Source organism: Thermococcus sp. AM4 (genome assembly GCF_000151205.2).
Taxonomy (GTDB): Archaea; Methanobacteriota_B; Thermococci; order Thermococcales; family Thermococcaceae; genus Thermococcus.
Genome location: NC_016051.1, coordinates 337,974 through 361,258, shown reverse-complemented (window position 1 = coordinate 361,258; position 23,285 = coordinate 337,974). Strand labels below are relative to the sequence as shown.

Below are 23,285 nucleotides of genomic sequence, written 5' to 3'. Positions count from 1 at the left end.
TCGCTCCACCTACTGTAAAAACGAGGATCGGTTTAAGGGCTTTGCGGCCGAAATTTTAAATACATGCCCGCGAAATTGAGTCCGGTGATGGGAATGAAGGTGCTGTTCTTGAGTGCCAACGACTTCGAGGACGTTGAGCTGATATACCCCCTCCACAGGATAAGGGAGGATGGACACGAGGTCTACATAGCGAGCTTCGAGAGGGGGACCATAACGGGCAAGCACGGCTATTCCGTAGAGGTTCACCTGGGGTTCGAGGAGGTGGATCCCGACGAGTTCGACGCCCTCGTTCTCCCCGGTGGTCGGGCGCCTGAGAGGGTCAGGCTCAATGAGAAGGCAGTTGCCATAGCAAAGAAGATGTTCGAGGACGGAAAGCCAGTGGCCACAATCTGCCACGGGCCGCAGATACTCATCTCGGCGGGAGTTCTCAGAGGCAGAACGGGAACAAGCTACGCCGGGATAAAGGACGACATGATAAACGCCGGCGTCAGGTGGATCGATGAACCGGTCGTTGTCGATGGAAACTGGGTCAGCTCAAGGCACCCCGGTGATCTCTACGCCTGGATGAGGGAGTTCGTGAGACTTCTTCGCTGAAGTGTTTTTCATTTTATTCAATCTGATAACTGTTCTGTGAATTTTTGAATACATTCCAATGGTGTACCCTTCTGTGGTGTCTCTCAACGTTCATTAATGTACAGAAAGAAACATTTATAAGTATCAAACGCCTATTGTGTACGAACAACTCCATGAGGTGCCTAAAATGAAGAGGTTGATGGCAATACTGGCCATGTTTGTTGTGTTCTCGATTGGCCTCCAGCCGGCCGGAGCCATTGGGAGCAGCGGTGGCTACTACCACCCGTATCCAACGGGCCTCAAACCGGGTGACATCGTTATCGGCCACAACCCGATAAGCGATCTCTTCATTCCCGGCTACTGGACCCACACCGGGATGATCGTCGGTTACGATGCCTCAGTTGGAGAGTACATAGTCATCGAGGCCTGGGACAACCCCAGCGAGGTCAGGCTGGTTTACCTCTCGGACTTCCTCCAGAGGTACGATGCCGTTGCGGTTCTCCGCGTCGCCACGACAGATGCGGTCAGGCAGGCGGCCGTTAACTTTGCCCTCCAGCAGCTTGGAAAGCCCTACGACTGGGCTTGGTACACCAAGCACGTATACGGGGACAAGTACTACTGCTCCGAGCTGGTCTGGGCCTCATACATGGCCGTCGGAGGGCCTGACATAGACGCCAACCCCGGCTTCAGCTGGAAGTACCTTTACGGCGTCGCCCCGCAGGAAGTCTACGACGACGGCGACACCTACGTCATATACTACGACTCCGCCTGATGGCTTTCCAAACTTTTTTGGCGTTTTCATAAATTCTCACAATTCCAAAGCACTTTCAAGTTTTTGGATTTTCTCTAACAATATTTGGATTTTTTGCAATTTCTATTATTGATCGATGGAATAAATCCAAGATTTTACCAAAAATTTTGGAAAATCTTTAAATAGGATGAGGGAGCAATGGGTATCGGTGATGAAGATGAGGGTATGGGAAGGCATAAGGCTGTTCGAGAACATAGTTTGCAAATCCCCTGAGGATCTGTTCCTGCTCATTCAGGAGGCCCTGAGGCTCGGAAGGGGAGTCCTGGTTAGAATTTTTTCAAAGGATGAGAGAAGCGCCTACGTCCACCTGCTCTTCGACGAGGAGAAGCTCCTCCTTGCGGAGGTCGTTTTCATACGAACAGGGGGCAGGCTCAGGGGAGAATCCGCGATCAGGTACCTCCTTGACGTCCTGAGCTTTCCCGTGATCGCCGACGTGTACTCCCTGGGAGACGAGGAAGTCAAGAGAACCGTGCTCTCCAACCTTGAACTGTACGAGGAAACTCCACACGTTCTCCTCTTCGAGCTGTTCTCACCGAAACTCTGGCAGTCCTCCCCCACCTCCCTCAAATCAGACCTTCTGGTGCGTTCGCTCGAATAAGGGGCTTGAATAAGCTCTTCTCCGCAACCGTGTGAAGTCATTAATGCCTCGAAATTTTTAAATACTCCCTGTGGTAACGATGGAAGGATGGTGGTTACGATGACAGAGGGCGGCAAAAAGTTGAAGAGGTCAAAAACGAACAGGATGTTCCTCGGTGTTTTGGGGGGACTGGCGGAGTACCTGAACGTCGATCCAACGATCCTCAGGGTAATCTTCGTGGTTCTGCTCGTGTTCAATCCGGTGACGATGACGCTCCTGTACCTCCTTGCGGCCCTCGTGATACCCGAGGAAGGTGAGGAAGAGAAACCCCTGAGCGAGGGCATCAAGGACATCGGAGAGGAGGTAAACCGCGTTGTGTCGAGTGACGACAGCCTGATAAAGGCCGTCATAGCTGTCGTCGTTGTGATCGCCGCCCTGTACCTCATCACGTTCTTCCTGCCCCTCATGCTCGTCCTTCCCTCCAGGACGGTCGTGATGATCTCGATCCCCCTCGGCCTTCTCCTGGCCGCGCTAGTCCTGGTATTGCTCATCAAGCGGTGATCCCGATGGAGAGATGGAGCATCGTGAAGGCCTTTCTGCTGGGACCGCTTATCGAGGCCACCGTTCCAAAACCCGGAAACGTGAGCAGGCATAGGGACTTTGAGGACCTGAGCATATACCATTTCCTCTTCGGGAACACCGCCGTCGTTCCAGTTTATCACGAGGCGGTTAAGGTTGGCGAGCTGGTGCGTAAGGGAATCCTCTCTCCCTCTGAGGCGGGACTGGGGGATCTCATAAGGAGGGCAACCGAGGCGGTTAAACGGGTTCAGGACGCAAACCCGAACTTCGGCGTCATAGCTCTCTCAATTCCCCTAATGGCTGGCCTCGCAATGGGAAGGAACGTTCTTGAGGGCAGGGAAAAAGCCCTACTTCTCCTCCGTGAATCCACGGTTAGGGACACGATGGAGCTCTACCGGGCGATCAGGACAATAAACCCAAAGGGAATAGGGAAGGCCGAGAAGTACGACGTGTACAGCGACGACTCGTTCCGGGAGCTCTTCGAGGACAGGGTGAACCTGTGGAAACTGGCCGAGATAAGCTGCGAACGGGAGCTGATCTTCTGCGAGTGGATCAACGGCTATAAACTCACATACTCAACCGCCGACAGGCTCGTGGAGCTTTTCTCAGAGAAGCCGCTTGAAGATGCCGTTAGGACGGCCTTCGTTGAGCTCTTGGCTGAGCGGAGGGACACCCTCATCGAGAGGAAGGCCGGAAAAGAGGAAGCAGAGCTGGTGCGGGAAAAGGCACGGGGACTCCTGAAGGGGGAGATAAGCCCGGAGGAGTTTGAGTCATTCATGGCCGAGAAGGGCGATCTGAGGAACCCCGGCAGTCTGGCCGATGTAATGGCCGTCTCCCTCAGCCTCCTGGCCCTCTCTGGGCTGAGAATAGAGATGAGAAACGGAAGAGTTTTTGGAGTTATTGGACGATCCTGAGCCTCTTCGCAGCTGGAGCGTAGCCGAGTGCCTTCGTGTCTATAACCACCGCATCGCCGCCGAGCTCTTCGAGGAGCCTTATCTTGACCCCGGAAAGCTCCAGCACTTCTTCGTCTCCCCCGAACTCCTCCTTCACCTGCTCCTTTATGAAGTCGTAGGCCTCCAGGCCGACCAGAACGACGTCTGGCTCGTAGCCGTCGAGCTTCAGCTCGTTGGCCTTCTCCTCGATATCGCTCAGAACGCGTATCAGATCACCGCGCATTTTGAACACCGAAAAAAGTGGGGAAGCGGCCTTAAAAGGGTTGCTCACCCTGCCGAGAAAACCTCAACGTAGGGTTTTAGGGTTTCCTCCTTTCCCATTGCCATGAAAATCCTGAGCAGACCGCGGCCCTTTACCTCGGCCACCTCGACGTAGAGGTACCTGCTACCTTTCCTGTAAAGTCCAGCCATCAGCGGCTTGAAGCAGTCGTTTTCCCTCGGTGTCCTCCATAGGGGAACCTCTTCAAAACCAGCCGCCTGTATAGACGCTTTAAGGGCCTCAATAAGACCCTCGCTTCCACAGGAGCAGACGGCGGTGAGATTTGTCACCTTTCCACCCTGTATACCGCCCGTCTTCAGGAAATCAGTTCCGTTGCCAATTGGGATGTTCTCGTAGACGGTCCAGCTTGAGTTCCTGACCGGGACAACGTAGCTCGCCAGATAGACCTTCCCAGGGGGCAACTTGGCCGACCTCTTCAGGGAATGGCAGGGAGGCTTGAAATCAGCATTGACCTCTGCCTCGCTTACCGAGATGAAGGCATCTCCCGCCAGAGGGCAGGGCGGCTTTATACCGAGTTCCGCCGGCCAGTCAGCCCACAGCAACTTACCGTAGCTCTTCATCTCGCTGAGGTTCACCTTTGGAGTGATCTCAATGTCCTTGCCGTAGACTGCCCTCCCGGTCATGTCTTTTATCCACCATCCGACGACCCCGTTTATCGGCTTGAAGCTCGTGTTTGAGATGAGGGTGCAGGTGGGAACTTCGGGTTTTCAGTTTCGATCGGAGTTGAGTCCTGAGGGTTGGTTCCTGGGGAGGATATATTCTCTGTCGTCGCCTTCTTTCCGGATCCTCCCTTAAATTGAATGGCTACCACTCCCGAGAGGAGGGCAAGAACCAGGAGGGCGGCAAGTATCTGGACTTTTTTCATGGACAGCACCTCCATAATATTATCCCATTTTAACCGGGTTGATTAGTGTAAGAGATCTCACTTCACCAATGCTGTCTAACAGTATCCATGCCTTCAATGGATACGGAGAACCATAGGTTGTGTGAATTAGAAGGTACTTTTCGCCGTCACTGTAAGTGCGGTATCCTGTGACAGTTACCGTATGCAGAACACCAGCCCATTTAAAATCGGATCCATTAGCAGCACTAGCGGTAAGCAACAATGGGGTATCAGTTGAGATTTCCAGCCATACATAAGTGAAGATAAGAGAATTGTCTGGGTCTGTAATTGTACTTGTTGTGTATGAGTAGGTGGGCGCAATCCCGATAACCCCCTCGTGGTACAGGTACATTGCACGATCATAGAAGTCCTCAATACCCGGCCCAATGTTACTTGGATCGGTCCATCCCTCATAGTCAGTCTTCATTGTCTCGTGCAGAATGTCTATTATCGCTTCCCTGTACCAGTCGTTTCTGTATTGAGTATCATAGTACGCCACTACCATTGATGCCGCTATTGGGGCGCATCCGTCATACTCCTTCCATGGATCAGGGTTAGGTCCTATGTAATCATATGGATTCGAGGTTGACGAGTAAACTGACATCAAATTGGGATTGATTGAATTGGCCCCCGGCGGCAGGGGCTCACTTGCACCGCCTTCATCGGTTGAGGTCCAAGCTGGAACGTCATAAAGTATCTTTTCCGAGGTTATAGTGGAAGTTGACGTGTAGGATGATGAGTATGAAGTAGATTCTATAGTGGCCCACTTGTTGATGCTGTCTGGAGAGGCACCAGCGATGAACTGGTAGTAGTTGGGTTTCCTATGTTCCATTCCTCTTGAGTCAATGACCTTGTCTTTTGAGAGGAGGCCATACTCGAGCCCTGCGAAGTAAACAACCTTATAGTTGTGAAGACCTTTTTTCTTGGCAAGCTTTTTCATGATCTCACTTGGGGTTTCTGGGCCCATCCCGGCTTCTAGAATTGTGGGGGGTAGCTTTTTGTTGGCTGAAACTATTATGTAACCAATAGTTTGCCCTCTCCTAACAACCTTGAACTCGTATGCCGCGAGTTCACCATCTGGAAAGTACAGAGGCACTGGGTTTGTAGGAATCGCACCTGAAAATTCCGGGAACTTATGGAGTTCTCGAATTGCAAGTTTCCGGACAACCGGTAGAATGTCCTTCCTGTTATTCCCTCCTGCCTTGACTGGTGTCGAGATCACGACCCCCCCCAACAGGAGGACTCCAAGAAACAATACAACCAAGAATTTTTTCTTCACCTTACACACCTCCTGTGGGAACTTCACTACGGGGTTGAACTTTATCCTATTTAAAGATTTCTTTATCATTCGAAGTGATAACTTAACTAATGGAGAATCATACAACTAAGACTTTAGATGATCAACCAAGTTTTAGGCTATTTCTATTTAAAACTAAAACAATAGCTTGGAGAGTAAAGGAAGTTCACAGCCCGAAGGCCCCCTTTATCCCGTTGATTATCATCTGAACCGCCATCGAGGTCAATATGAGACCCATCATCCTCGTCATGACCTTTATCCCCACCCGGCCGAGAGCGCGCTTTATCCTGTTGGCCGAGCAAAGAGTGACCCACACCGTTAGTCCGATGGCGAGTATAACGAGGATCAGCACCGCCCGCTCGGCCATTGTATTCGTGTTCGCCATGTAGAGCATCACCGTCGTTATCGCACCCGGACCCGAGATGAGGGGGATGGCGAGCGGGATCACCGCAACTTCCTCGAGAGTTACCGTTTCATCGTCCAGCTCCTCGGTATCGTCCCTGCTTATCTTAACCGACGACAGCTTTCCCGAGAGCATCTCCATTGCCATCCTGAAGAGGAGTATGCCCCCGGCTATGGCGAAGGCATCGGTCGTTGATCCGAAGAACCGGAATATCCACTGGCCTATGAGGGCGAAGACGATGAGGGTCACCACGACGGTTATGGCCGATTTCGTGGCTATCTCTCTCCTCTCCCTCCACGAGAGGTCGTGGGTGACGCTGAGGAAGACCGGAACCGCCCCGACCGGGTTGGTTATCGCGAAGAGACCGCCGTAGAGGATTATGAATGTCTTGAGGAGTTCGATCATGAGCTTCACCAGCCCCGGATAAGGTGGGGGTTTAAAAAGCTACCGCCCGATTATCTCGAGCGAATAGGTAACCTCCGTGCCGCTGAGCTTCATGTGGGCCGAGGCCGAGCAGTACTTGTCCTGGCTGAGCTCTATCGCGCGCTTTGCCTTCTCCTCCCGCACGTTTCCGTAAATGCGGTAGTGGAGGTGAACCTTTCTGTAAACCCTCGGGTGCTCCTCCCTCCTCTCGCCCGATATCTCAACCTCAAGCCCCTCAACCGGTTCCCTCATCTTCTTGAGGATCATCACCACATCGTAGGCGGTGCAGCCGGCAACGCTCAGGAGAAGGAGCTTCATGGGGCTTATTCCTCCTTCTCCGAGAATCACGGAACACTTGTCGTCTTCTATCCTGCCGATGAACTGGTAGTCCTTGAACCACTCCACCCTTCCCCTAACAGGTTCGCTCATTTCAACCACCGTAGGGGTATCGATAGGGGTTTTAAGGTGTTTTCGTATTTCCTGTCATGGGCTACATCCGTCCTTTCGACCCCTGGAAGGCGAAGCTCTGCACATGCCCCTTCAAGTACACCCTGAACGTCTACACCGGCTGCGACCACGCCTGCGTCTACTGCTACATAACGAGCTATATCCCCAACGCCTTCCGCGTGAGGACGAAGGAGGGCCTCTTACCAAAGCTGGAGAGGGAACTCAGAAAGTTCGACAGGCGCTACATCATAGCCCTCTCCTACTCATCAGACCCATATCCAACGATCGAGCGCGAGCTCGGGATAACGCGGAAGGTCCTTGAGCTCTTCAAACGCTACGACGTCCGCTGTCTGCTCCTCACCAAATCGGACGTCTTCGAGCGGGATATAGACCTTCTGAGCGAGCTCCGCTGTGCCGTCGGAATCACCGTGACGACGGTTGACGAGAGAAAAGCTAAACTCCTCGAACCAAACGCTCCCTCACCGAGGGCCAGAATACGGGCTTTAAAAAAGGCCAAAAAGGCGGGAATACCGGTTTACGCGAGAATCGATCCGATAATACCCTTCTACACGTGGGAGGACTTCAAAGAGACCCTTGAGGCCCTGAGCTTTGTCAGCCACATAACGGTTTCAACCCTCAAGCTTAGACCCGACTCCAAGGCGAGAATGTTCGCCAAGTTTCCCGAGTTAATGAAAAGGCTGTGGCCGCTGTACGAGAAGGGAAAAAGAATCGGCGGCTACTACTACCTGCCGAGGGAGCTACGCTTCCGTATCCTGCGCGAGGCGGAAAGGGAGATAACAAAACTGGGGATAACCTTCGGTTCGTGCAGGGAGGGCTACCGCTCGTATCCGAGCTGCGATGGGTCTCACCTAGTGCCCTGATCCTCTGCCTCTACCTCAATCTGCTCCCTCTCTATTCTCCTCCTCTGACTCTCCTTTGCGGCCCTGACGAAGGCCTCGTAGAGGGCTATCATCTCCGGGAGGAACTGGGGGTTCCACTGGACGCCTATGTAGAAACCTTCTTTAGATTCAATAGCCTCGGCAATACCGTCTATTGAAAAAGCGACGGCCCTGAAGCCTTCTCCCACCCGCTTTATGCCCTGGTGGTGGAAGCTGTTGACGTGGATGAACACCTCGTTGGTGCTCGACACGTCGAGCTTATCCTTGAGTATATCGTAGAGCTTTGATGAGGTTTTCAGCCTTATGCTGTGAAGCCTCTGGCCCGGATCGACGGTCAGGGGATCCCAGTCGTGCTTTATCGCCTTGGGAATTTCCCGCTGGAGATCCTGATACATGGTTCCGTTCATTGCGATGTTCATTATCTGCATTCCCCTGCCCACGCCGAGGACGGGAATGTCCATGCTCTGGGCCCTGCGGAAGAGCTCTATCTCAAACTTGTCCCTGCTGTAATCGACGTTCTTGATGTTTGGGGAGGGATCCTCACCGTAGAAATATGGATGTATGTCCGGCCCCTCGGTCAGCAGAATTCCGTCCGCTATCTCAACAACGTCCCTTGGATCCCCCGGACTCGTGTAAATCACGGGGATTCCACCGGCGCGGTCGATGGCACGGGAGTGGTGGAGGATCCACTTCGATTTAACATCGTTGAAACTGCCCGCTATTATCACGATCACAGGTTTCATAAGCATCCCCCACAGGATAACCAAATAGAAAAAGGGTTATAAAAACGTTGCCTCAGACCCTCTTGAGCCTCTTAAGCTCCTCCTCAATCGTCTCCGCGAGCCTCTTGACGCCTTCACGTATGGTCTCCTCGGGGACGTAGGTGAAGTTCAGCCTGAGGGTGTTCTTGACGTCGCGGTGGGCGAAGAAGGCCTCACCGGGAACGTAGGCGACGCCCTTAGCGACGGCCTTCTCCATCATGAGCTTGGTGTCTATCCCCTCGGGCAGGGTGACCCAAACGAACATTCCTCCGTCCGGCTTTGTCCACTCGACGCCCTCTGGCATGAACTCCTCGAGGGCTTCAAGCATTGCATCACGCCTCGGCCGGTAGAACTCGATTATCTCCGGTATGTGCTCGTCGAGGTGGCCGTCCTCAACGTACTTCCAGGCTATGACCTGGGCAAGGGTGTTGGCGCAGAGGTCAACTGCCTGCTTGGCTATCTCAATCTTCCTTATGAAGTGCGGGTGGGCCGAGATCCAGCCGAGACGGAAGCCTGGGGCGAGTATCTTGGAGAACGTTCCGAGGTAGAGGACGCGGCCCTCGTCGTCGAAGTGCTTTATCGGCGGAACGGGCTCACCCGAGTAGCGGAGCTCGCTGTAGGGGTTGTCCTCAACGATGAGGAAGTCGTACTCCTTGGCGAGCTCTATGAGCTTCTTCCTCCTGTCGAGGCTCATGGTGACGCCCATCGGGTTCTGGAAAGTCGAGACGGTGTAGACGAACTTAACGCGCCTGCCTTCCCTCTTCAGCTCCTCGAGCTTCTCCTCGAGTAGGTCTATCCTCATTCCGTCGTGATCCATGGGAATGCTCACGAACTCGGGGTCGTAGTACTTGAAAGCGTTGAGCGCCGCGAGATAAGTCGGCGCCTCAACAACCACGATGTCGCCGGGATCTATGAAGACCCTTCCGATGAGGTCGAGGGCCTGCTGACTGCCTGCGACCATCATTATCTCGACCTTGCTCATCGGAACGCCGTAGCGCCTCTCCATCCACTTGGCGAGGGCAAGCCGGAGGGGCGTGAAGCCCTTTGTCGTTCCGTACTGCAGGGCCTTGTCGGCGTGCTTCGTGAGAACCTCCTGGGCGATCTTCTTGATGACCTCAACTGGAAACGTTTCGGGAGCGGGCAAACCTCCCGCCAAGCTGATAACATCGCTCGTCTCGACGAGCTTGAGGAGCTCCCTAATCTCCGAGGCCTTCATACCGAGGGCCTTCTCGGAGAAGAAGGACTCGAAATTGAGGGGCTCGGACGCGAGCTTCCTTTCGAGTTTTTTCTGCATACCCACCACCTCAATGATCATTCAAGTTCATTAGTACGGAGCTGTACATAGGTAACTCGGACCCAAGGGTTATAAACTTTTCTTCAAAAGGGCGACCTAATCTTTCTGTTTGTAAAGTAAAGGACGGAAATAATTCCGGAGACACAAGTGTCCGCTTAAATCCCTCAAGAGACAGAGAAAGCCCACGATGAACAATTTCTGCACAAAAGGGGAGCATCAAAGACTATAAGCAGAGGAAGAAGGGTTTTGGCGCCGGGGCAGGGATTTGAACCCTGGCGGGCTAACGCCCACGGACTCTCCAGGCCCGCGCCTTCCCAGGCTAGGCTACCCCGGCGCATAAATGAGAGGGATCAGGAGATGAGCTCGATCTCGATGGTAACGTCTTCAGGAACGCGGATGCGCATAATCTGGCGCATGGCCCTCTCGTCGGCCTCGATGTCGACGAGCCTCTTGTGAACGCGAAGCTCGAACCTGTCGAAGGTGGCGGTGCCCTCTCCGTCGGGGCTCTTCCTGGTGGTTATCCTTATCCTCTTGGTCGGGAGCGGTATCGGACCGCTCATCCTGACGCCGGTTCTCTCGGCGATCTGCTTGATCTGGTCTGTGACCTCGTTGAGGGCCTTGATGTTCGTGCTCGCGAGCTTAATCCTTGCCTTCTGCATTTCCGTCCCTCCTAAAAGTTAAGGATAGGAAAAGTCAGAGAAGGCCTTCACTCGGCCTTCTGGATGGAGATAACCATACCAGCAGCGACGGTCTGGCCCATGTCACGGATGGCGAAGCGGCCCATCTGCGGGATCTCCTTGACCGGCTCGATGACCATGGCCTTGGTCGGCCTGAGGATGACGATGGCGGAGTCACCGGTCTTGATGAACTGCGGGTTCTCCTCGACGATGTTTCCAGTCCTCGGGTCGAGCTTGGCGAGGAGCTGCTCGAACCTGACGGCGACCTGGGTGGTGTGGGCGTGGAGGACCGGGGTGTAGCCGACGGTAATGGCGGTCGGGTGGTTGAGGACGATGATCTGGGCCTTGAAGGTGTCCTTCGGCCTGACGACGGTCGGCGGGTTGGTGGTGTGTCCGGCGACGTCACCGCGCTTTATGTCGTTCTTACCAACGCCACGGACGTTGAATCCGATGTTGTCACCCGGAAGGGCTTCCTGGAGCGGCTCGTGGTGCATCTCGATGGACTTGACCTCACCCTGGATGGGCTTGTGGAAGATCGTTGAGGCCGGCTCGAAGATGACGACGTCTCCAACGCGGAGGACACCGGTCTCGACACGGCCGACCGGAACGGTACCGACACCCTTGATTGAGTAGACGTCCTGGATCGGGATGCGGAGCGGCTTGTCGGTCGGCTTCGGCGGCTCGGGTATCTGGTCGAGGGCCTCGATGAGGGTCGGACCCTTGTACCAGGGCATCTTGTCGCTCTTCTTGACGACGTTGTCGCCCTCCCAAGCGCTGATCGGGATGACCGGGAAGTCCTTGTAGCCGAGCATCTTGAGGAGCTTCTCGACCTGGGCCTTGACCTTCTCGAAGGCCTTCTGGTCGTAGTTAACCATGTCCATCTTGTTGATGGCCACGATTATGTGGTTGATACCGAGGGTCCTGGCAAGGAAGGCGTGCTCCTTGGTCTGGGGCATGACACCGTCGGTGGCAGCGACGATGAGAACGGCAGCGTCGGCCTGGCTGGCACCGGTAATCATGTTCTTAACGAAGTCCCTGTGGCCCGGAGCGTCGATGATGGTGATGTACCTGTGCGGGGTCTCGAACTTGGTGTGGGCGACGTCGATGGTGATACCCCTCTCGCGCTCCTCCTTGAGCCTGTCCATGACCCAGGCGAACTTGAAGGACTTACCCTTCTCACCCATCTCCTCGAACTTCTTGATGATGTTCTCCGGTATGTTGGCGGTGTCGAAGAGCAGCCTTCCGATGGTGGTGCTCTTTCCGTGGTCGACGTGGCCTATAAAGACTATATTAACGTGTGGCTTCTCCTTAGCCATTTCCAAACACCTCCAGATTTTGGTCTAGTCTCGTTGACTAGGATGGCTTTTTAAATCTTTCGAACCTCGGTCCCCTCGGGCGGGAAACCCGCCTTTTTCGGGGGGACCTCACGAGTTCCGTCCATAACTTAAGGGGCGGGTTTAAAAAGTTAACTAATCGCGTTTGGACTTGAATTTGTCAATTTCGAGTGATAGGGACGGAGAGCTCTCCCTCACTGCCCTTCGATGGCAAACTCCTCTATAACCAGAACGTCCAGTCCGGCCTTCCTGAACGTCCTCAGCGCGTCCCCTGGCGAGCAGACTATCGGTTCGCCGTGCATGTTGAAGCTCGTGTTCAGCACGGCCCCGATGCCGGTTCTCCCCTCGAAGGCCTTAATGACTTCGTAGTAGCTCGGATTCACATCCTTCCTCACAGCTTGAGGCCTCGTCGTGCCGTCCACGTGAACGACAGCCGGAGCGAGCTTTTGGAACTCTTCGCCCGCGGTGTAGCTCATCGTCATGAACTCGTTCGGCCTGCCTTCGAGGTCTTCAAGGTATTCCTCGGCCTTCTCCCAGAGGAGCGAGGGCGCGAAGGGCTGGAAGATGTCCCTTTTGAGAGCTAAGTTGAGCCTCTCCTTAACCTTTTCGTCGGAAGGATTCGCCAGAATCGAGCGGTTGCCAAGGGCCCTCGGTCCGAACTCCATCGCCCCCTGGAAGAAGCCGACGAGCTTCCCCTCGCTCAGGACGTCGGCAACGAACTTTTCGTCGACTTCCTCAAACTCGAGCCCCTCCTTTTTCAGGAGCTCCTCAACGTAAGTCCTCTCATAGGACGGGCCGAGGTAGACGTGCTTGAGCTTGAAGGGCTTCCATCTTCCGTCGAGCCTCTCGAGCTGAGCCTTGACGAAGATTGCCGCTCCAAAGGCCAGCCCACCGTCGTCCATCGCGGGGAAGACCCACAGGTTATCGTCCCCGAAGATTTTTCTCAAAACCGCGTTGGCCTTGACGTTCTGGGCAACACCGCCGGCGTAGGCTAAAGGAAGGCCCTTCGAACTCAGCTTAACGCCGAGCTCCTCGAGGAGCTTCTCAAGGTGCCTCTGCGCGCTCGCCGCTATCTCAATGGCCTTCCTCTGGAGCTCGCCGTCGAGCTTTCCGCGCTTCATTTGGCTGGCTATCTCCTTCGCCTTTGAGAGGGGATAGCCGAAGAACTCGGCCAGCTTTTTGGTCGCCTCGACGCCGATGACCTTGAGATGGTTTTCAAAGGTCAGTCCGTTGAGCTCGATTATCGCGCTCAAATCGTAGGTCGGCCGCCCGTAGGCGGCAAGGCTCATAACCTTTCCCTCGTGGCGCATCGGCTTGAAGCCCAAAAGCTCCGTAACCGAGGCATAGAAGTCGCCGAGGGAGTCTATGTATGTGCTCTGGGCTATCCTAATCATCTCGCCGTCCCTCGCCACGTAAATCGAGGAGCTTAAACCGTCTCCGGCCGCGTCTATGCTAACCGCTAAAGCTTCGCGCCAGCCAGAGGTGTAGTAGGCGCTCGCCGAGTGAGCCAAGTGGTGCTCGACGAATAGAACCTTTCTCTTGAACTCCGGGCCGAAGATGGCCTTCAACCTTCTTTCAAGCTCGACGAGGCGCTTCTGCTTCCTGAAAATCCCGGCGACGGCTATTACCTCAACGTCCTCCGGGTCGGCGTTTGCCATCTCGAGAACGGCCTTGATGCTCAGCTCGGGGAAGCCCCTGTACTTCTTGACCCGGTTTAGGCGCTCCTCGTTCACCGCGAAAATCCTCTCGCCGTCTATCAGAACAGCCCCGGCGTCGTGGCCGTCGTGGACTCCGAGAATCATTGGAAACCACCGAAAGGGAAAAAGAATCAGTAGGTTCTCGCGAACCTTGCTATGAACTTCGCCTCCCTGCCGCAGACCGGGCACTTCTTGCCTTCGATGCCCTCTCTGGCCTTTTCCTCGGGGTAGGGCGTTCCGAGCATCTTTGCGTCGAGCTCCTCCTCCATTTTAAGCCCGCACTCCTCGTCACCGCACCAGGGAATCTCGACTATGCCACGTCTGTCCTCGAAGACGGCCTTGGCTTCCTCAATCGTGTCAACGCGCTTGATGTGGCTCTCAAGGAACTCCTTGGCGCGGTTGTAGAGGTTCTCGTGAATCGCGTCGAGGGTCTTCTTCACTTCCTCGACGATGGCATCGCGCTCGACGGTTACCTTCTCGAAGGTGTCGCGCCTCGCGAGGACGGCTTTCCTTCCCTCCACATCCCTGGGGCCGACCTCTATTCTCAGGGGAACGCCCTTAAGCTCCCAGTCGTAGTACTTCCTTCCGGGCCTTATGTCGCGCTCGTCCACATGCACCCTGAAGCCCGCTTTTCTCAGCTCTTCAGCAATTTCCCTCGCGTAGGCGAAGACGTCAACGTTTGCGTCTTTCTTCGGAATGGGCACGATAACGACCTGAATCGGCGCTATCGTCGGCGGGAGAACCATTCCGCTGTCGTCGCCGTGAACCGCTATGACCGCCGCTAAAAGGCGCTCGCTCATTCCAAAGGTCGTCTGGTGGGCATACTCGTGGTCTCCAGTTTCGGTCTCGTACTGGATGTTGTAGGCTTTGGCGAAGTTCTGCTTGTAGTTGTGCATCGTGCCTATCTGGAGCGTCCTCCCGTCGGGCATCATTATCTCGGCGCCGAGCGAGTAAAAGGCGCCGGGGAACTTGTCCCAATCGGGTCTCTTGGAGATTATGTAGGGTAAAGCGAGGAACTTCGCGAGGCGGTCGAATATCTCGAGGTCCTCCTTTATCTGCCTCTCGGCATCTTCGAAGTCGGCATGAGCCGTGTGGGCCTCGAAGAACCTGCTGATTTCCCTAACGCGAATGAGGGGCCTCGTGTGCTTGGTTTCGTAGCGGTAGACGTTGACTATCTGGTAGACCTTGAAGGGCAAATCCGCGTGGGAGCGAATCCAGAGGGAGAACATCGAGTACATGGCAGTTTCGCTCGTGGGCCTCAGAATGAGCCTGACGTCGAGGGGGTCGAGACCTGCATGCGTTACCCAGTAAACCTCGTCCTCGAAGCCCTTTATGTGCTCAGCCTCCTTCTGGAACTCGGTTTCGGGGATGAGCGCCGGAAACAGAACCTCCTCGTGGCCTGTTCGCTCCATCTCGGCCCTTATGAAGGCCTCGATGTTGCGCATGATTTTCAGCCCGTACGGAAGCCAGACGTTCATTCCCTTGACCGGATAGCGCTTGTCGATAATTCCAGCCGTTTCGAGGAGCTCGTTGTACCACTCGCTGAACTCGTTGCTCCACTTCTCACGCTTCACCTTGGTCATAATCACCACCCGGGCTGAAATGGAAAAGCTCCTTTTAAGGTTTTCAGGTGTTAAAGGGGAGTAAGAAAAGAGGGTCAGAACTTGAGGACCCTTGCAAGGACTATGAGCGGGTCCCAGACCGGCGCGAAGGGCGGTGCGTAGGCAAGATCCGTGAAGAAAGCGTCCCTGGTTGTGAAACCCGCCGTCAGCATCGCCGCCGCCGTGTCAATCCTCGGGAGGATTTCAGCGCCCACCGCCTGAACGCCGAGAAGTCTGTTGGTCTCGTTGTCCACAACGCCCTTCAGCCATATCGGCCTCGCCCCCGGATAGTAGTGGGGCCTCGTGCTGGCCTTTATGAAGGCCGTCCTGACGTCGTAGCCTTCCCTTATCGCCTCGGCCTCCGTAAGACCGGTCTTGCCTATCTCGACGTCGAAGAACTTGGTGACGCTCGTTCCAAGCACACCGGGGAAGTGGATTTCCCTGCCCGCTATGTTGCTCCCGGCAACGTAGCCCATCTTGTTTCCAGCGGGAGCGAGCGGAATCCAGACGCGCCTCCCGGTTATGATGTGCCTCGTCTCGGCGACGTCTCCCGCTGCATAGACGTTCTCAACGCTCGTCTGCATCCTCTCGTTCGTCCATATCGCTCCGGTCTCGCCTATCCTGACGCCTATCTCCTTCGCCAGCTCGACGTTGGGCTTTATTCCGGTGGCTAGGATTACGAGATCGGCCTTGTACTCGCCGGCATCTGTGAGTACTTTCTCGACCCTCTCGCTACCTTCGATCTTGAGGACTATCTCCTGGGTTCTGAGGTTTATCCTCTTCCGCATCTCCTCCTCGAGGACGTCCGTGATTTCCTTGTCGAAGGCCTTCGCCATGACCCTCTCGTTGCGCTCTATGAGGGTAACCCTCTTGCCCTGGGCGGCAAACGCTTCAGCCATTTCAACGCCTATGTAGCCGCCCCCGATGATTACAACGTCCTCCACGCGGTTCTTCTCCATGTATTCCCTTATCGCAACGGCATCGGGCGGGAGGTCTGCCTTGAAGACGCCGGGCAGGTTGACCCCCTCAACCGCTGGAACCCTGGGCGAGGCCCCGTTGGCGAAGACGAGATAATCCCATTCGTAGGTATGCTCCCCTCCATTTTCCCTGACCCTGACGTAGCCCTGGCCGACCTCTATAACCTCAGCCTTAAGGTGAAGGTCTATGCCGCGCTTCTTGATGAAGACTTCCGGCGGGTAGTGCATGAGCTTCTCCGTCGGCGAGATGCCCTCAACGACGTAGGGGATTCCGCAGGGCGCGTGGCTGACCCATTCCGTTGCCTCAAACACCTTGACGTCCCACTCCGGCTTTAGCCTCTTGACGCGTGAGGCGGTGCTCATTCCAGCGGCTCCGCCGCCGATGATAACAACTCTCTTTCCCATTTTCGGATCACCAGGAAAGGTTCAAAACCTTAGGTTAAAAATCTGTCTCAGGTTTTTCTGAGTATGACTTCATAGGTTTTGTCGCCCTTCATCACTCCCAGCACGAGGCTTTTATCGTAGTCTATGAACTTCGCCCCGGTGAGGGAGTAGCCCTCCTTTTCCAGAAAATCCCTCATCTTCAGGCCCAGATCGCCAAAGAGCTCGGCCGCGAGGGTTGCTAAACTAGGCTCCTCTATCCTGAGCTCCCGGTGGTACCTTCTCGCCAGCTCAAAAACGTCCACTTCGTCCATAACCACCACCGTAAGACGATCGTTGCAAAGGTTTTTATTTCCTTCCCATATACCACCCCCGGCGGGGGTGAGAGGATGAAGTTCTGTCCCAAGTGCGGTAATCTCATGCTCCCGGACAGAAAGAGGAAGGTGTGGGTCTGCCGCTCATGTGGCTACGAAGAGCCCTTCGACGAGGAAAAGGACAGGGAAAAGACCCGCATAACCCAGAAGGTGGAGCACAGGCCGGACGAGGGCATCATCGTGGTAGAGCAGGACGTGAAAACGCTCCCAACAACGAAGGTAACCTGCCCGAAGTGCGGCAACGACACCGCCTACTGGTGGGAGCTCCAGACGAGGGCCGGCGATGAGCCGAGCACGATATTCTACAAGTGCACAAAGTGCGGCTACGTCTGGAGGTCTTACGAGTGAACGAGCTTGAGCGTGAGGTCGTGAAGAGGCTCGCTGAGAAGGCCCTCAAAGAGCTGGAGGAGGCCTACCGCAGGATACCTGATGTGGACAATGGAAAAGCTTATCTATTCCGGGGAAAAGAAAGGGTTAGGCTCATGCTTGAGGTGCTCAATAAGGGGGTGTAAAGATGCCGTTCGAGATCGTTTTTGACGGAGCGAAGGAGTTTGCGGACCTTATAGCGACGGCCAGCAACCTCATTGACGAGGCCGCCTTTAAGATCACCGAGGAAGGGGTCAGCATGCGCGCCATGGACCCGAGCAGGGTCGTTCTCATAGACCTCAACCTCCCGGAGAGCATATTCTCCAAGTACGAGGTCGAGGAGCCCGAAACGATAGGGGTCAACATGGATCACTTCAAGAAGATCCTCAAGAGGGGCAAGAGCAAGGACACGCTCATACTCAGGAAGGGCGACGAGAACTTCCTCGAGATAACCTTTGAGGGGACGGCGAAGAGAACGTTCCGCCTTCCGCTCATAGACGTTGAGGAGCTTGAGCTCGAACTTCCGGAGCTCCCCTTCACCGCGAAGGTCGTTCTCCTCGGCGAGGTTCTGAAGGAGGCAATCAAGGACGCCTCCCTCGTCAGCGATGCGATCAAGTTCATAGCCAAAGAGGACGAGTTCACGATGAGGGCAGAGGGCGAGACCAACGAGGTCGAGATCAAGCTCACGCTGGAGGACGAGGGCTTACTCGACCTTGAGGTCGAGGAGGAAACGAGGAGCGCCTACGGAATAAGCTACCTAGCCGATATGGTCAAGGGAATCGGCAAGGCCGACGAGGTCACTCTGAGGTTTGGAACCGAGATGCCCCTCCAGATGGACTACTTCATAAGGGACGAGGGCAAGCTGACGTTCCTTCTGGCGCCCCGCGTTGAGGAGTGATTTCCTTTCTATTTCTTAGGGTGTTGCCCATGGACATCGTTAAGCTCAGGGAGATGCTCGAAGCGGAGCTCTCAAACCCGGAACTTTCTCCGATCGACGAGAGCTTTTACTCCGACTACGACAGCCTCCTCAAGGTTCTCCGCATCGGTGCCGAGAGTTCGAGGGAGAGGGGTGAGAGCGTCGAGGAGATGCTCTACCTGGAACAGCTCAAGATAGCCGAAGGACTTATGCGGGAGATCCTGAGGATAAGGCTTCACAAACTCGTTGACATGGCCTTTTCTGGGGTTTTAAGCGACCTCGTTGAAGAGGAAAGGGCGATCTTTCTCATTTTAAAGGAGTTTATAGAGAGGGGTGAAGTTCCCCTTCAGCAGGTAGGACTCCCCGAACAGGCAAAGGAAGAGCTCGCGGAGGAGCCTGAGCCGGACCGCGAGGCTGGGACGAGAAACCCGGTTTCAGAGGCTTATCTCGTTTCCATCGATCTGCCGAGAATAGTCGATGAGAAGCTGAGGGAGTACGGACCGATCAAAGCCGGCGATATAGCGGTTCTGCCAAAGAGCGTTGGTGAGGTTCTCCTCAAGAGGGGAGTCGCCCATAAAATTCGCATAACATTTTAACTTTTAATAAAGCCTGCAAAACTCAAGGAAATGGAAAAGAAGGAAAGGTCACGCCCTGCCAAACTTGTTCAGGAACACGTTCAGGATCAGGTTGGCCCTCTTCTCGATGATGTAGGCCTTCTTCATCAGGTACGCTGCCTTTGCCGGGTCGTTGTCAAGGGCGTCATAAGCCTTGCTCTTGTAGTAGGCTGCCTTGTTGTGGTACCTGCCCGCGACCAGGAGAGCTATCGTCCTGTATGGGTCTGGCAGTATCTTCTGGACTTCCTGAACGAGCTGGTTGTACTGGGAGACCTCACTGGAGTAAAGGGCCGAGTAGTACCTGAACTCCGCTGCCTGATCAAGATCTGAGAGCGTGAAAGTCTTCTCCATATCCTGGTAGTTCGGGCTGATGACCTTTATTCTGAGCACGTCGCTGAGGCTCTTCGGGGTGAAGTAGAACTCAACGACACCGTTGTCGGTGTAGTATGTCTGGCCGTTGATTATGACCTTGGTCTCGCCGTAAACCGGCATCATCATGGTTGCGTCGAAGAGGAGCACCTTGATCTTCGTGGGCTGTCCGATGGTTATCGGGTTCTCAGCGTAGGCCATCATGACCATCTTCGGCATGCCGACCTGGACGATGATCGGGGCATAGTCAAGCAGCTCTCCGCTCGATGCGTCTTTGACACCAACGACACCAAGGTAGGTGCCGGCATCGTAAGCCTTGATGTTGAGGTAAGTTGAGGTCACCTGGTTGTTGGAAACTACTATGTTGCTGGGCGTTGCGGTCACATCGCCGTTGTCCCCAAGGATCTGCCAGTAGAAGACGTAGTGTATCGGGTTGTAGCCAACTGTGTCGTAGCCGTAAACCGCGATGAGGTAGTAGCCCGGCTCTGGCATGAACTTCTCGAACTCCTCGTACGAGGTCGGCCCGATCTGGTCGGTGTATGTCTCATCTGGCTGGCCAGTTCCTCTCATGAACTTGAGGAGGCTCTCGTAAGTCTTGAAGTAGAACACGTACAGATCAAGATCTGCACTGGAGTTCTCTGGATTGGTTATACCGACTCTGAGGTAGTAGTCGCTTGAGGTTATGGGTATGACACCGATTACATCGAACTCATCCTGGCTGACGTTCCTGATCATTGCGTTGACCCTATCGAGCCTGCCCATACCGAGGCCATAGACCTTGGCCATGAAGGTTCCGTAGTTGTCGTTCTTGACCGTGACCAAGGTGTGTAGGGTTCCGCCGGTCTGGGTGTCTATCTGTATTCTCTCAGGCTTGAGGGTAACCGAGACCGCCTTGACCGAGATCTTGTAGTGGGACTCGTCGTAACCGGTTCTGGCCTTGGTGAAGGTGCTCGTGTAGGCGGTTATCTCCCAGTTGCCCGGCTCGGGATCCTTGATAACCCAGGTGTACTCGGGGAGACCTGGACCGACGAACCAGTACTTCGGCACGTAGGCCGCAACGACTTCTCCATCGGGCTTGGCGATCATGAGAGTTGTCCTGCCCATCGGGGTGCCGTTCTCGTCGAGCGGGACCTTGAGGGTAACGCGGAGCTCCTTGGTTCCCGGCGCCACCTGGAAGAAGTAGTGCTTGGCAACGCCCGGCAGAGCCGTGTCGCTGAGTGAAGCCTCGCTCTCGCCGTTCGGGTTCATCGGCATGTCAACGATGACCGGGATGAATCCGTCGATGACAGAGGTGTTCGGATCGTCGATGTAAACGAGGCCGATGTAGATGTGGCCCGGCTTGAGCTTGGAGTAGTCTATCTGGATGCTGAATGAACCGATCGTAACACCGCCCTTGCCCCATCCACCGGCGACGACTTCATTGGTGTTGGGTATGATCCAGTCGACGTTGGTGCTTATGTGGTACATCTTGGGAGTCTCGGTGTACCAGAGGCCCCACTCAGAGTATTCAAGCGGGTAGAAGTACAGCGGTATTCCCTCGGGCCTCTCGTTCCTGATGTAAACGCCGCGGTAGAGGTACGGCAGATCGAACATGTTGTAGAAGTAGCTGTTGAACTGAACGTAAGCGGGGCTGAGCGGGATCTTCTTCTTTCCAAGGAGGTCCTTGAAGCCGGTGTACGTGGTTCCGCCGTAGATGTAGATCGTCTGCTCCTTGCTGAGGTTCTGGAGGACCTTTATTGCATCTTCAACCTGTATGAGTCCAAAGCCCTGGTCGATCATGGTTGCACCTTCAACGGGCTTGGCGCTGAGTTCAAGGGCGCGCCTGAGCATGATCGGGTTGTAGGTAAGGTTGTGCTCCTTGGCGTAGCTTATGAGAAGAGCCACGGCTCCGCTGACGTGAGGTGTGGCCATCGAGGTTCCATCCCAGATGCCGTAGTAGCGGTACGGGTTGTTGTAGAGAACCGTGTACCAGAGCGGGAGGCTCGAGAATATCATCTCACCCGGCGCGATAACGTCCGGGTCGAGCAGACCGTCCATCCTCGGTCCCCTGCTGGAGAAGCTGGCAACGGTGTCGGCAACACCATCGACGTCGTAGAATATCTTCCACCTGAGGCTTGAGCGATAGGCTCCAACGGTTATGGCCAGGTCGCTGTCGCCGGGCGATCCAACGGTGTTGGTGGTTGGACCGTCGTTTCCTGCGGCTATTGCAAAGGTAACTCCGTAGTAGTCGGTGAGGTAGTTAACGTAGTAGTTCTCGGGGCTTTCGAGACCGTCGTTGTAGACTGGGGAGGATCCGAGGGACATGCTTATGACGTCGGCACCGTGGTGGACCGCGTAGATCATTCCGTAGATTATCCAGCTCAGCCTACCAAAGCCCTTCTCGCCTGGGAGAACCTTGACCTCTATGAGCTGGGCGTTGGGGGCCATTCCGTAGGTTCCGTTGAAGACGGGGTCGGTTGGCAGGCCGACACCGGCGATCGTTCCGCTGACGTGGGTTCCGTGGCCGTGGGCATCCCACATGAAGCTAACGTATCCGTACTCAGGCTCAACCTCCGCCAGGGCTATGTCAACCTTGGTCGTCGGCACCTGGATGTAGGCCCCGGTCTGGTCGTAGAGCGTGAGCGGCTGGTCGTTTGTGAAGTTGTTGTCGAGGTCTATGTCGAGGTAAACGGTGTAGGTTCCGTTCTTCTCAACGACGAGAACCGGGTAAACGTCGCTGAGGTCTCCGAAGAGGTGAAGGTCGTACGGGTCATAGGGCTTTCCGTTGAAGTTGTTGAGGTCGAAGTACCTCTCGGGTAGGAGGCCGATGTAGTACTCGTCACCGCTGATGTTTCCAACGTAGTACTCGGTCATGGTATAGTTGGTATACGGCTTGTGTCCATAGTACCTTGCATAAGCACCCCAGTAAACCTGGACGGTCTTGTTAACGACGATGTAGCCGTTGTCGGTGGCGTTGGTGCTGTAGTAGATCTTGGCGAATCCCTCGTCGCTGGCATCGTAGACGTCGATGATCTTCCTCTTTCCGTCGAGGGTTCTCTGGAGGAAGGGCTGACCGACGTCAACGCCGGTGTCGAGAACAGCGACGGTGACGTTGTCACCGTAGACGCCGTAGTCAACCCAAGTGTTGTAAGCCTGGGTGGTGTAGATGCTCAAGAACATGTCGGGCTTCGGAACGTTGGAACCGATGACCGCGGGGTGATCGGGCTCTTTAACGGGCTCGGGGAGTTTAACCATTCTGTCCTCCCAAATTCCCACGATGCCGTTTATCGACTTCAGCTTGACAAGGTTCTCCCTCGGGATGGTCGCGACGATAAAGCTGTCCTCCGGCCTGCTTATGGGGTCGATCTTACCGATCTTGGCTATCTCCTTGTAAACCTCCATAGCCTTGTCCCTGGCCGGTGCGATGATCAGCCTCACTTCCTTCTCGTTGCCATTCAGAAGTTTCTCGACCTGCTTGTCAACCGGAAGAAGACCACTATTTGAGACCTGCGGTGAAGTTGTGCCAACGGATGTGGCTGAAACCGGCGCTGAGGTCACTGGAACGATGGCCAAGGCCATAATTAAAACAATCAAGACACTTAGAGTCTTTCTGTTCATAACTCAGGACACCTCCATGCGGTATTGTGCAATGGTGTATACACACAGGGGATTATTAAATTTTTCCTGTTGTCCCGGCAACGCTCCAAATACTTCTCAATTGATCCAAATTACTTATTACATCCATCGTGAACTGTACAGGATCCAGCTCGCAGAACTACTATATCCATTAGCGTCAAGAGTAATTCATCAATCCCCTAAA

At 54.9% G+C, this 23,285-nt stretch carries 25 protein-coding genes and 1 tRNA gene; 10 read left to right on the top strand and 16 right to left on the bottom strand.

Going from position 1 to position 23,285, the window contains the following annotated elements; all coding sequences use genetic code 11:
• The first annotated feature begins 93 nt into the window (after positions 1 to 93).
• The 5 genes from pfpI (at position 94) to TAM4_RS01880 (ending at position 3,454) form a co-directional block, all read left to right on the top strand.
• Positions 94 to 594, top strand: coding sequence for a deglycase PfpI (gene pfpI / locus TAM4_RS01900; RefSeq protein WP_014121547.1), 501 nt, complete (start codon positions 94 to 96; stop codon positions 592 to 594).
• Positions 595 to 760: 166 nt separating this feature from the next.
• Positions 761 to 1,345: a YiiX/YebB-like N1pC/P60 family cysteine hydrolase gene (locus TAM4_RS01895; RefSeq protein ID WP_014121546.1), complete on the top strand. Its 585-nt coding sequence runs from the start codon at positions 761 to 763 to the stop codon at positions 1,343 to 1,345.
• 190 nt (positions 1,346 to 1,535) lie between these two features.
• Entirely contained in the window at positions 1,536 to 1,982 is a 447-nt protein-coding gene (locus TAM4_RS01890; protein WP_237702112.1) for a hypothetical protein, read from the top strand.
• 99 nt (positions 1,983 to 2,081) lie between these two features.
• Positions 2,082 to 2,522, top strand: a complete 441-nt coding sequence (locus TAM4_RS01885; RefSeq protein ID WP_014121544.1) for a PspC domain-containing protein — start codon at positions 2,082 to 2,084, stop codon at positions 2,520 to 2,522.
• 5 nt (positions 2,523 to 2,527) lie between these two features.
• Positions 2,528 to 3,454, top strand: a complete 927-nt coding sequence (locus TAM4_RS01880) for a triphosphoribosyl-dephospho-CoA synthase (protein WP_014121543.1) — start codon at positions 2,528 to 2,530, stop codon at positions 3,452 to 3,454.
• Here the strand turns inward: TAM4_RS01880 and TAM4_RS01875 are convergent.
• The 6 genes from TAM4_RS01875 to TAM4_RS01855 form a co-directional block, all read right to left on the bottom strand.
• Positions 3,438 to 3,716 (bottom strand): family 4A encapsulin nanocompartment shell protein, encoded by a 279-nt coding sequence (locus TAM4_RS01875; protein WP_014121542.1) that lies wholly within the window; start codon positions 3,714 to 3,716, stop codon positions 3,438 to 3,440. The two genes, TAM4_RS01880 and TAM4_RS01875, sit on opposite strands and share 17 nt — an antisense overlap.
• A gap of 44 nt (positions 3,717 to 3,760) precedes the next feature.
• Complete coding sequence (locus tag TAM4_RS01870; protein ID WP_014121541.1) at positions 3,761 to 4,396, bottom strand: hypothetical protein; 636 nt, start codon at positions 4,394 to 4,396, stop codon at positions 3,761 to 3,763.
• Between the two features lie 29 nt (positions 4,397 to 4,425).
• A complete protein-coding gene (locus TAM4_RS11670) occupies positions 4,426 to 4,638 on the bottom strand; it encodes a hypothetical protein (RefSeq protein ID WP_148258577.1) in 213 nt (70 codons plus the stop codon).
• A gap of 19 nt (positions 4,639 to 4,657) precedes the next feature.
• The gene (locus tag TAM4_RS01865) at positions 4,658 to 5,935 is read right to left on the bottom strand and encodes a C39 family peptidase (protein WP_014121540.1); all 1,278 of its coding nucleotides are present in this window, start codon (positions 5,933 to 5,935) and stop codon (positions 4,658 to 4,660) included.
• A 184-nt stretch (positions 5,936 to 6,119) separates the two neighbouring features.
• Entirely contained in the window at positions 6,120 to 6,761 is a 642-nt protein-coding gene (gene snatA / locus TAM4_RS01860) for a neutral amino acid NAAT transporter SnatA (RefSeq protein WP_014121539.1), read from the bottom strand.
• Positions 6,762 to 6,800: 39 nt separating this feature from the next.
• On the bottom strand, positions 6,801 to 7,208 hold the full coding sequence (locus TAM4_RS01855; protein WP_014121538.1) for an OsmC family protein: 408 nt from the start codon (positions 7,206 to 7,208) through the stop codon (positions 6,801 to 6,803).
• Positions 7,209 to 7,264: 56 nt separating this feature from the next.
• On the opposite strand from TAM4_RS01855, the gene TAM4_RS01850 reads away from it, so the two are divergent.
• Positions 7,265 to 8,107 carry a radical SAM protein gene (locus TAM4_RS01850; protein WP_014121537.1) on the top strand — a complete coding sequence of 281 codons (843 nt, stop codon included), beginning with the start codon at positions 7,265 to 7,267 and terminating at the stop codon, positions 8,105 to 8,107.
• On the opposite strand, the gene TAM4_RS01845 is transcribed toward TAM4_RS01850, so the two are convergent.
• The 9 genes from TAM4_RS01845 to TAM4_RS01805 form a co-directional block, all read right to left on the bottom strand.
• Positions 8,092 to 8,868, bottom strand: coding sequence for a gamma-glutamyl-gamma-aminobutyrate hydrolase family protein (locus TAM4_RS01845; RefSeq protein ID WP_014121536.1), 777 nt, complete (start codon positions 8,866 to 8,868; stop codon positions 8,092 to 8,094). The genes TAM4_RS01850 and TAM4_RS01845 overlap by 16 nt on opposite strands.
• 52 nt (positions 8,869 to 8,920) lie before the next feature.
• Positions 8,921 to 10,180: a PLP-dependent aminotransferase family protein gene (locus TAM4_RS01840; RefSeq protein ID WP_014121535.1), complete on the bottom strand. Its 1,260-nt coding sequence runs from the start codon at positions 10,178 to 10,180 to the stop codon at positions 8,921 to 8,923.
• 247 nt (positions 10,181 to 10,427) lie between these two features.
• Positions 10,428 to 10,514, bottom strand: a tRNA-Ser gene (locus tag TAM4_RS01835).
• A 16-nt stretch (positions 10,515 to 10,530) separates the two neighbouring features.
• The gene (gene rpsJ / locus TAM4_RS01830; protein WP_012571711.1) at positions 10,531 to 10,839 is read right to left on the bottom strand and encodes a 30S ribosomal protein S10; all 309 of its coding nucleotides are present in this window, start codon (positions 10,837 to 10,839) and stop codon (positions 10,531 to 10,533) included.
• Positions 10,840 to 10,886: 47 nt separating this feature from the next.
• Positions 10,887 to 12,173, bottom strand: a complete 1,287-nt coding sequence (tuf, locus tag TAM4_RS01825; protein ID WP_014121534.1) for a translation elongation factor EF-1 subunit alpha — start codon at positions 12,171 to 12,173, stop codon at positions 10,887 to 10,889.
• 212 nt (positions 12,174 to 12,385) lie between these two features.
• Positions 12,386 to 13,993 (bottom strand): carbamoyltransferase, encoded by a 1,608-nt coding sequence (locus tag TAM4_RS01820; protein ID WP_014121533.1) that lies wholly within the window; start codon positions 13,991 to 13,993, stop codon positions 12,386 to 12,388.
• Positions 13,994 to 14,019: 26 nt separating this feature from the next.
• Positions 14,020 to 15,471: a proline--tRNA ligase gene (gene proS, locus TAM4_RS01815; RefSeq protein ID WP_014121532.1), complete on the bottom strand. Its 1,452-nt coding sequence runs from the start codon at positions 15,469 to 15,471 to the stop codon at positions 14,020 to 14,022.
• Positions 15,472 to 15,545: 74 nt separating this feature from the next.
• Complete coding sequence (gene cdr / locus TAM4_RS01810; RefSeq protein ID WP_014121531.1) at positions 15,546 to 16,871, bottom strand: CoA-disulfide reductase; 1,326 nt, start codon at positions 16,869 to 16,871, stop codon at positions 15,546 to 15,548.
• 47 nt (positions 16,872 to 16,918) lie between these two features.
• Positions 16,919 to 17,161 carry a hypothetical protein gene (locus tag TAM4_RS01805; protein ID WP_148258731.1) on the bottom strand — a complete coding sequence of 81 codons (243 nt, stop codon included), beginning with the start codon at positions 17,159 to 17,161 and terminating at the stop codon, positions 16,919 to 16,921.
• Positions 17,162 to 17,236: 75 nt separating this feature from the next.
• Here TAM4_RS01805 and TAM4_RS01800 point away from each other — a divergent pair, with 75 nt between their 5' ends.
• Genes TAM4_RS01800 through TAM4_RS01790 form a run of 4 tightly spaced genes read left to right on the top strand, consistent with a single transcriptional unit; the run spans position 17,237 to position 19,099 of the window.
• Positions 17,237 to 17,569 (top strand): transcription factor S, encoded by a 333-nt coding sequence (locus tag TAM4_RS01800; RefSeq protein WP_014121529.1) that lies wholly within the window; start codon positions 17,237 to 17,239, stop codon positions 17,567 to 17,569.
• The gene (locus TAM4_RS11780) at positions 17,566 to 17,733 is read left to right on the top strand and encodes a hypothetical protein (RefSeq protein ID WP_014121528.1); all 168 of its coding nucleotides are present in this window, start codon (positions 17,566 to 17,568) and stop codon (positions 17,731 to 17,733) included. The genes TAM4_RS01800 and TAM4_RS11780 overlap by 4 nt, the downstream gene beginning before the upstream one ends.
• Before the next feature lie 2 nt (positions 17,734 to 17,735).
• Positions 17,736 to 18,485, top strand: a complete 750-nt coding sequence (locus tag TAM4_RS01795) for a DNA polymerase sliding clamp (RefSeq protein WP_014121527.1) — start codon at positions 17,736 to 17,738, stop codon at positions 18,483 to 18,485.
• A gap of 29 nt (positions 18,486 to 18,514) precedes the next feature.
• The gene (locus TAM4_RS01790; RefSeq protein WP_014121526.1) at positions 18,515 to 19,099 is read left to right on the top strand and encodes a hypothetical protein; all 585 of its coding nucleotides are present in this window, start codon (positions 18,515 to 18,517) and stop codon (positions 19,097 to 19,099) included.
• Positions 19,100 to 19,147: 48 nt separating this feature from the next.
• On the opposite strand, the gene TAM4_RS01785 is transcribed toward TAM4_RS01790, so the two are convergent.
• On the bottom strand, positions 19,148 to 23,083 hold the full coding sequence (locus TAM4_RS01785) for a S8 family serine peptidase (protein ID WP_014121525.1): 3,936 nt from the start codon (positions 23,081 to 23,083) through the stop codon (positions 19,148 to 19,150).
• Positions 23,084 to 23,285: the final 202 nt, after the last annotated feature.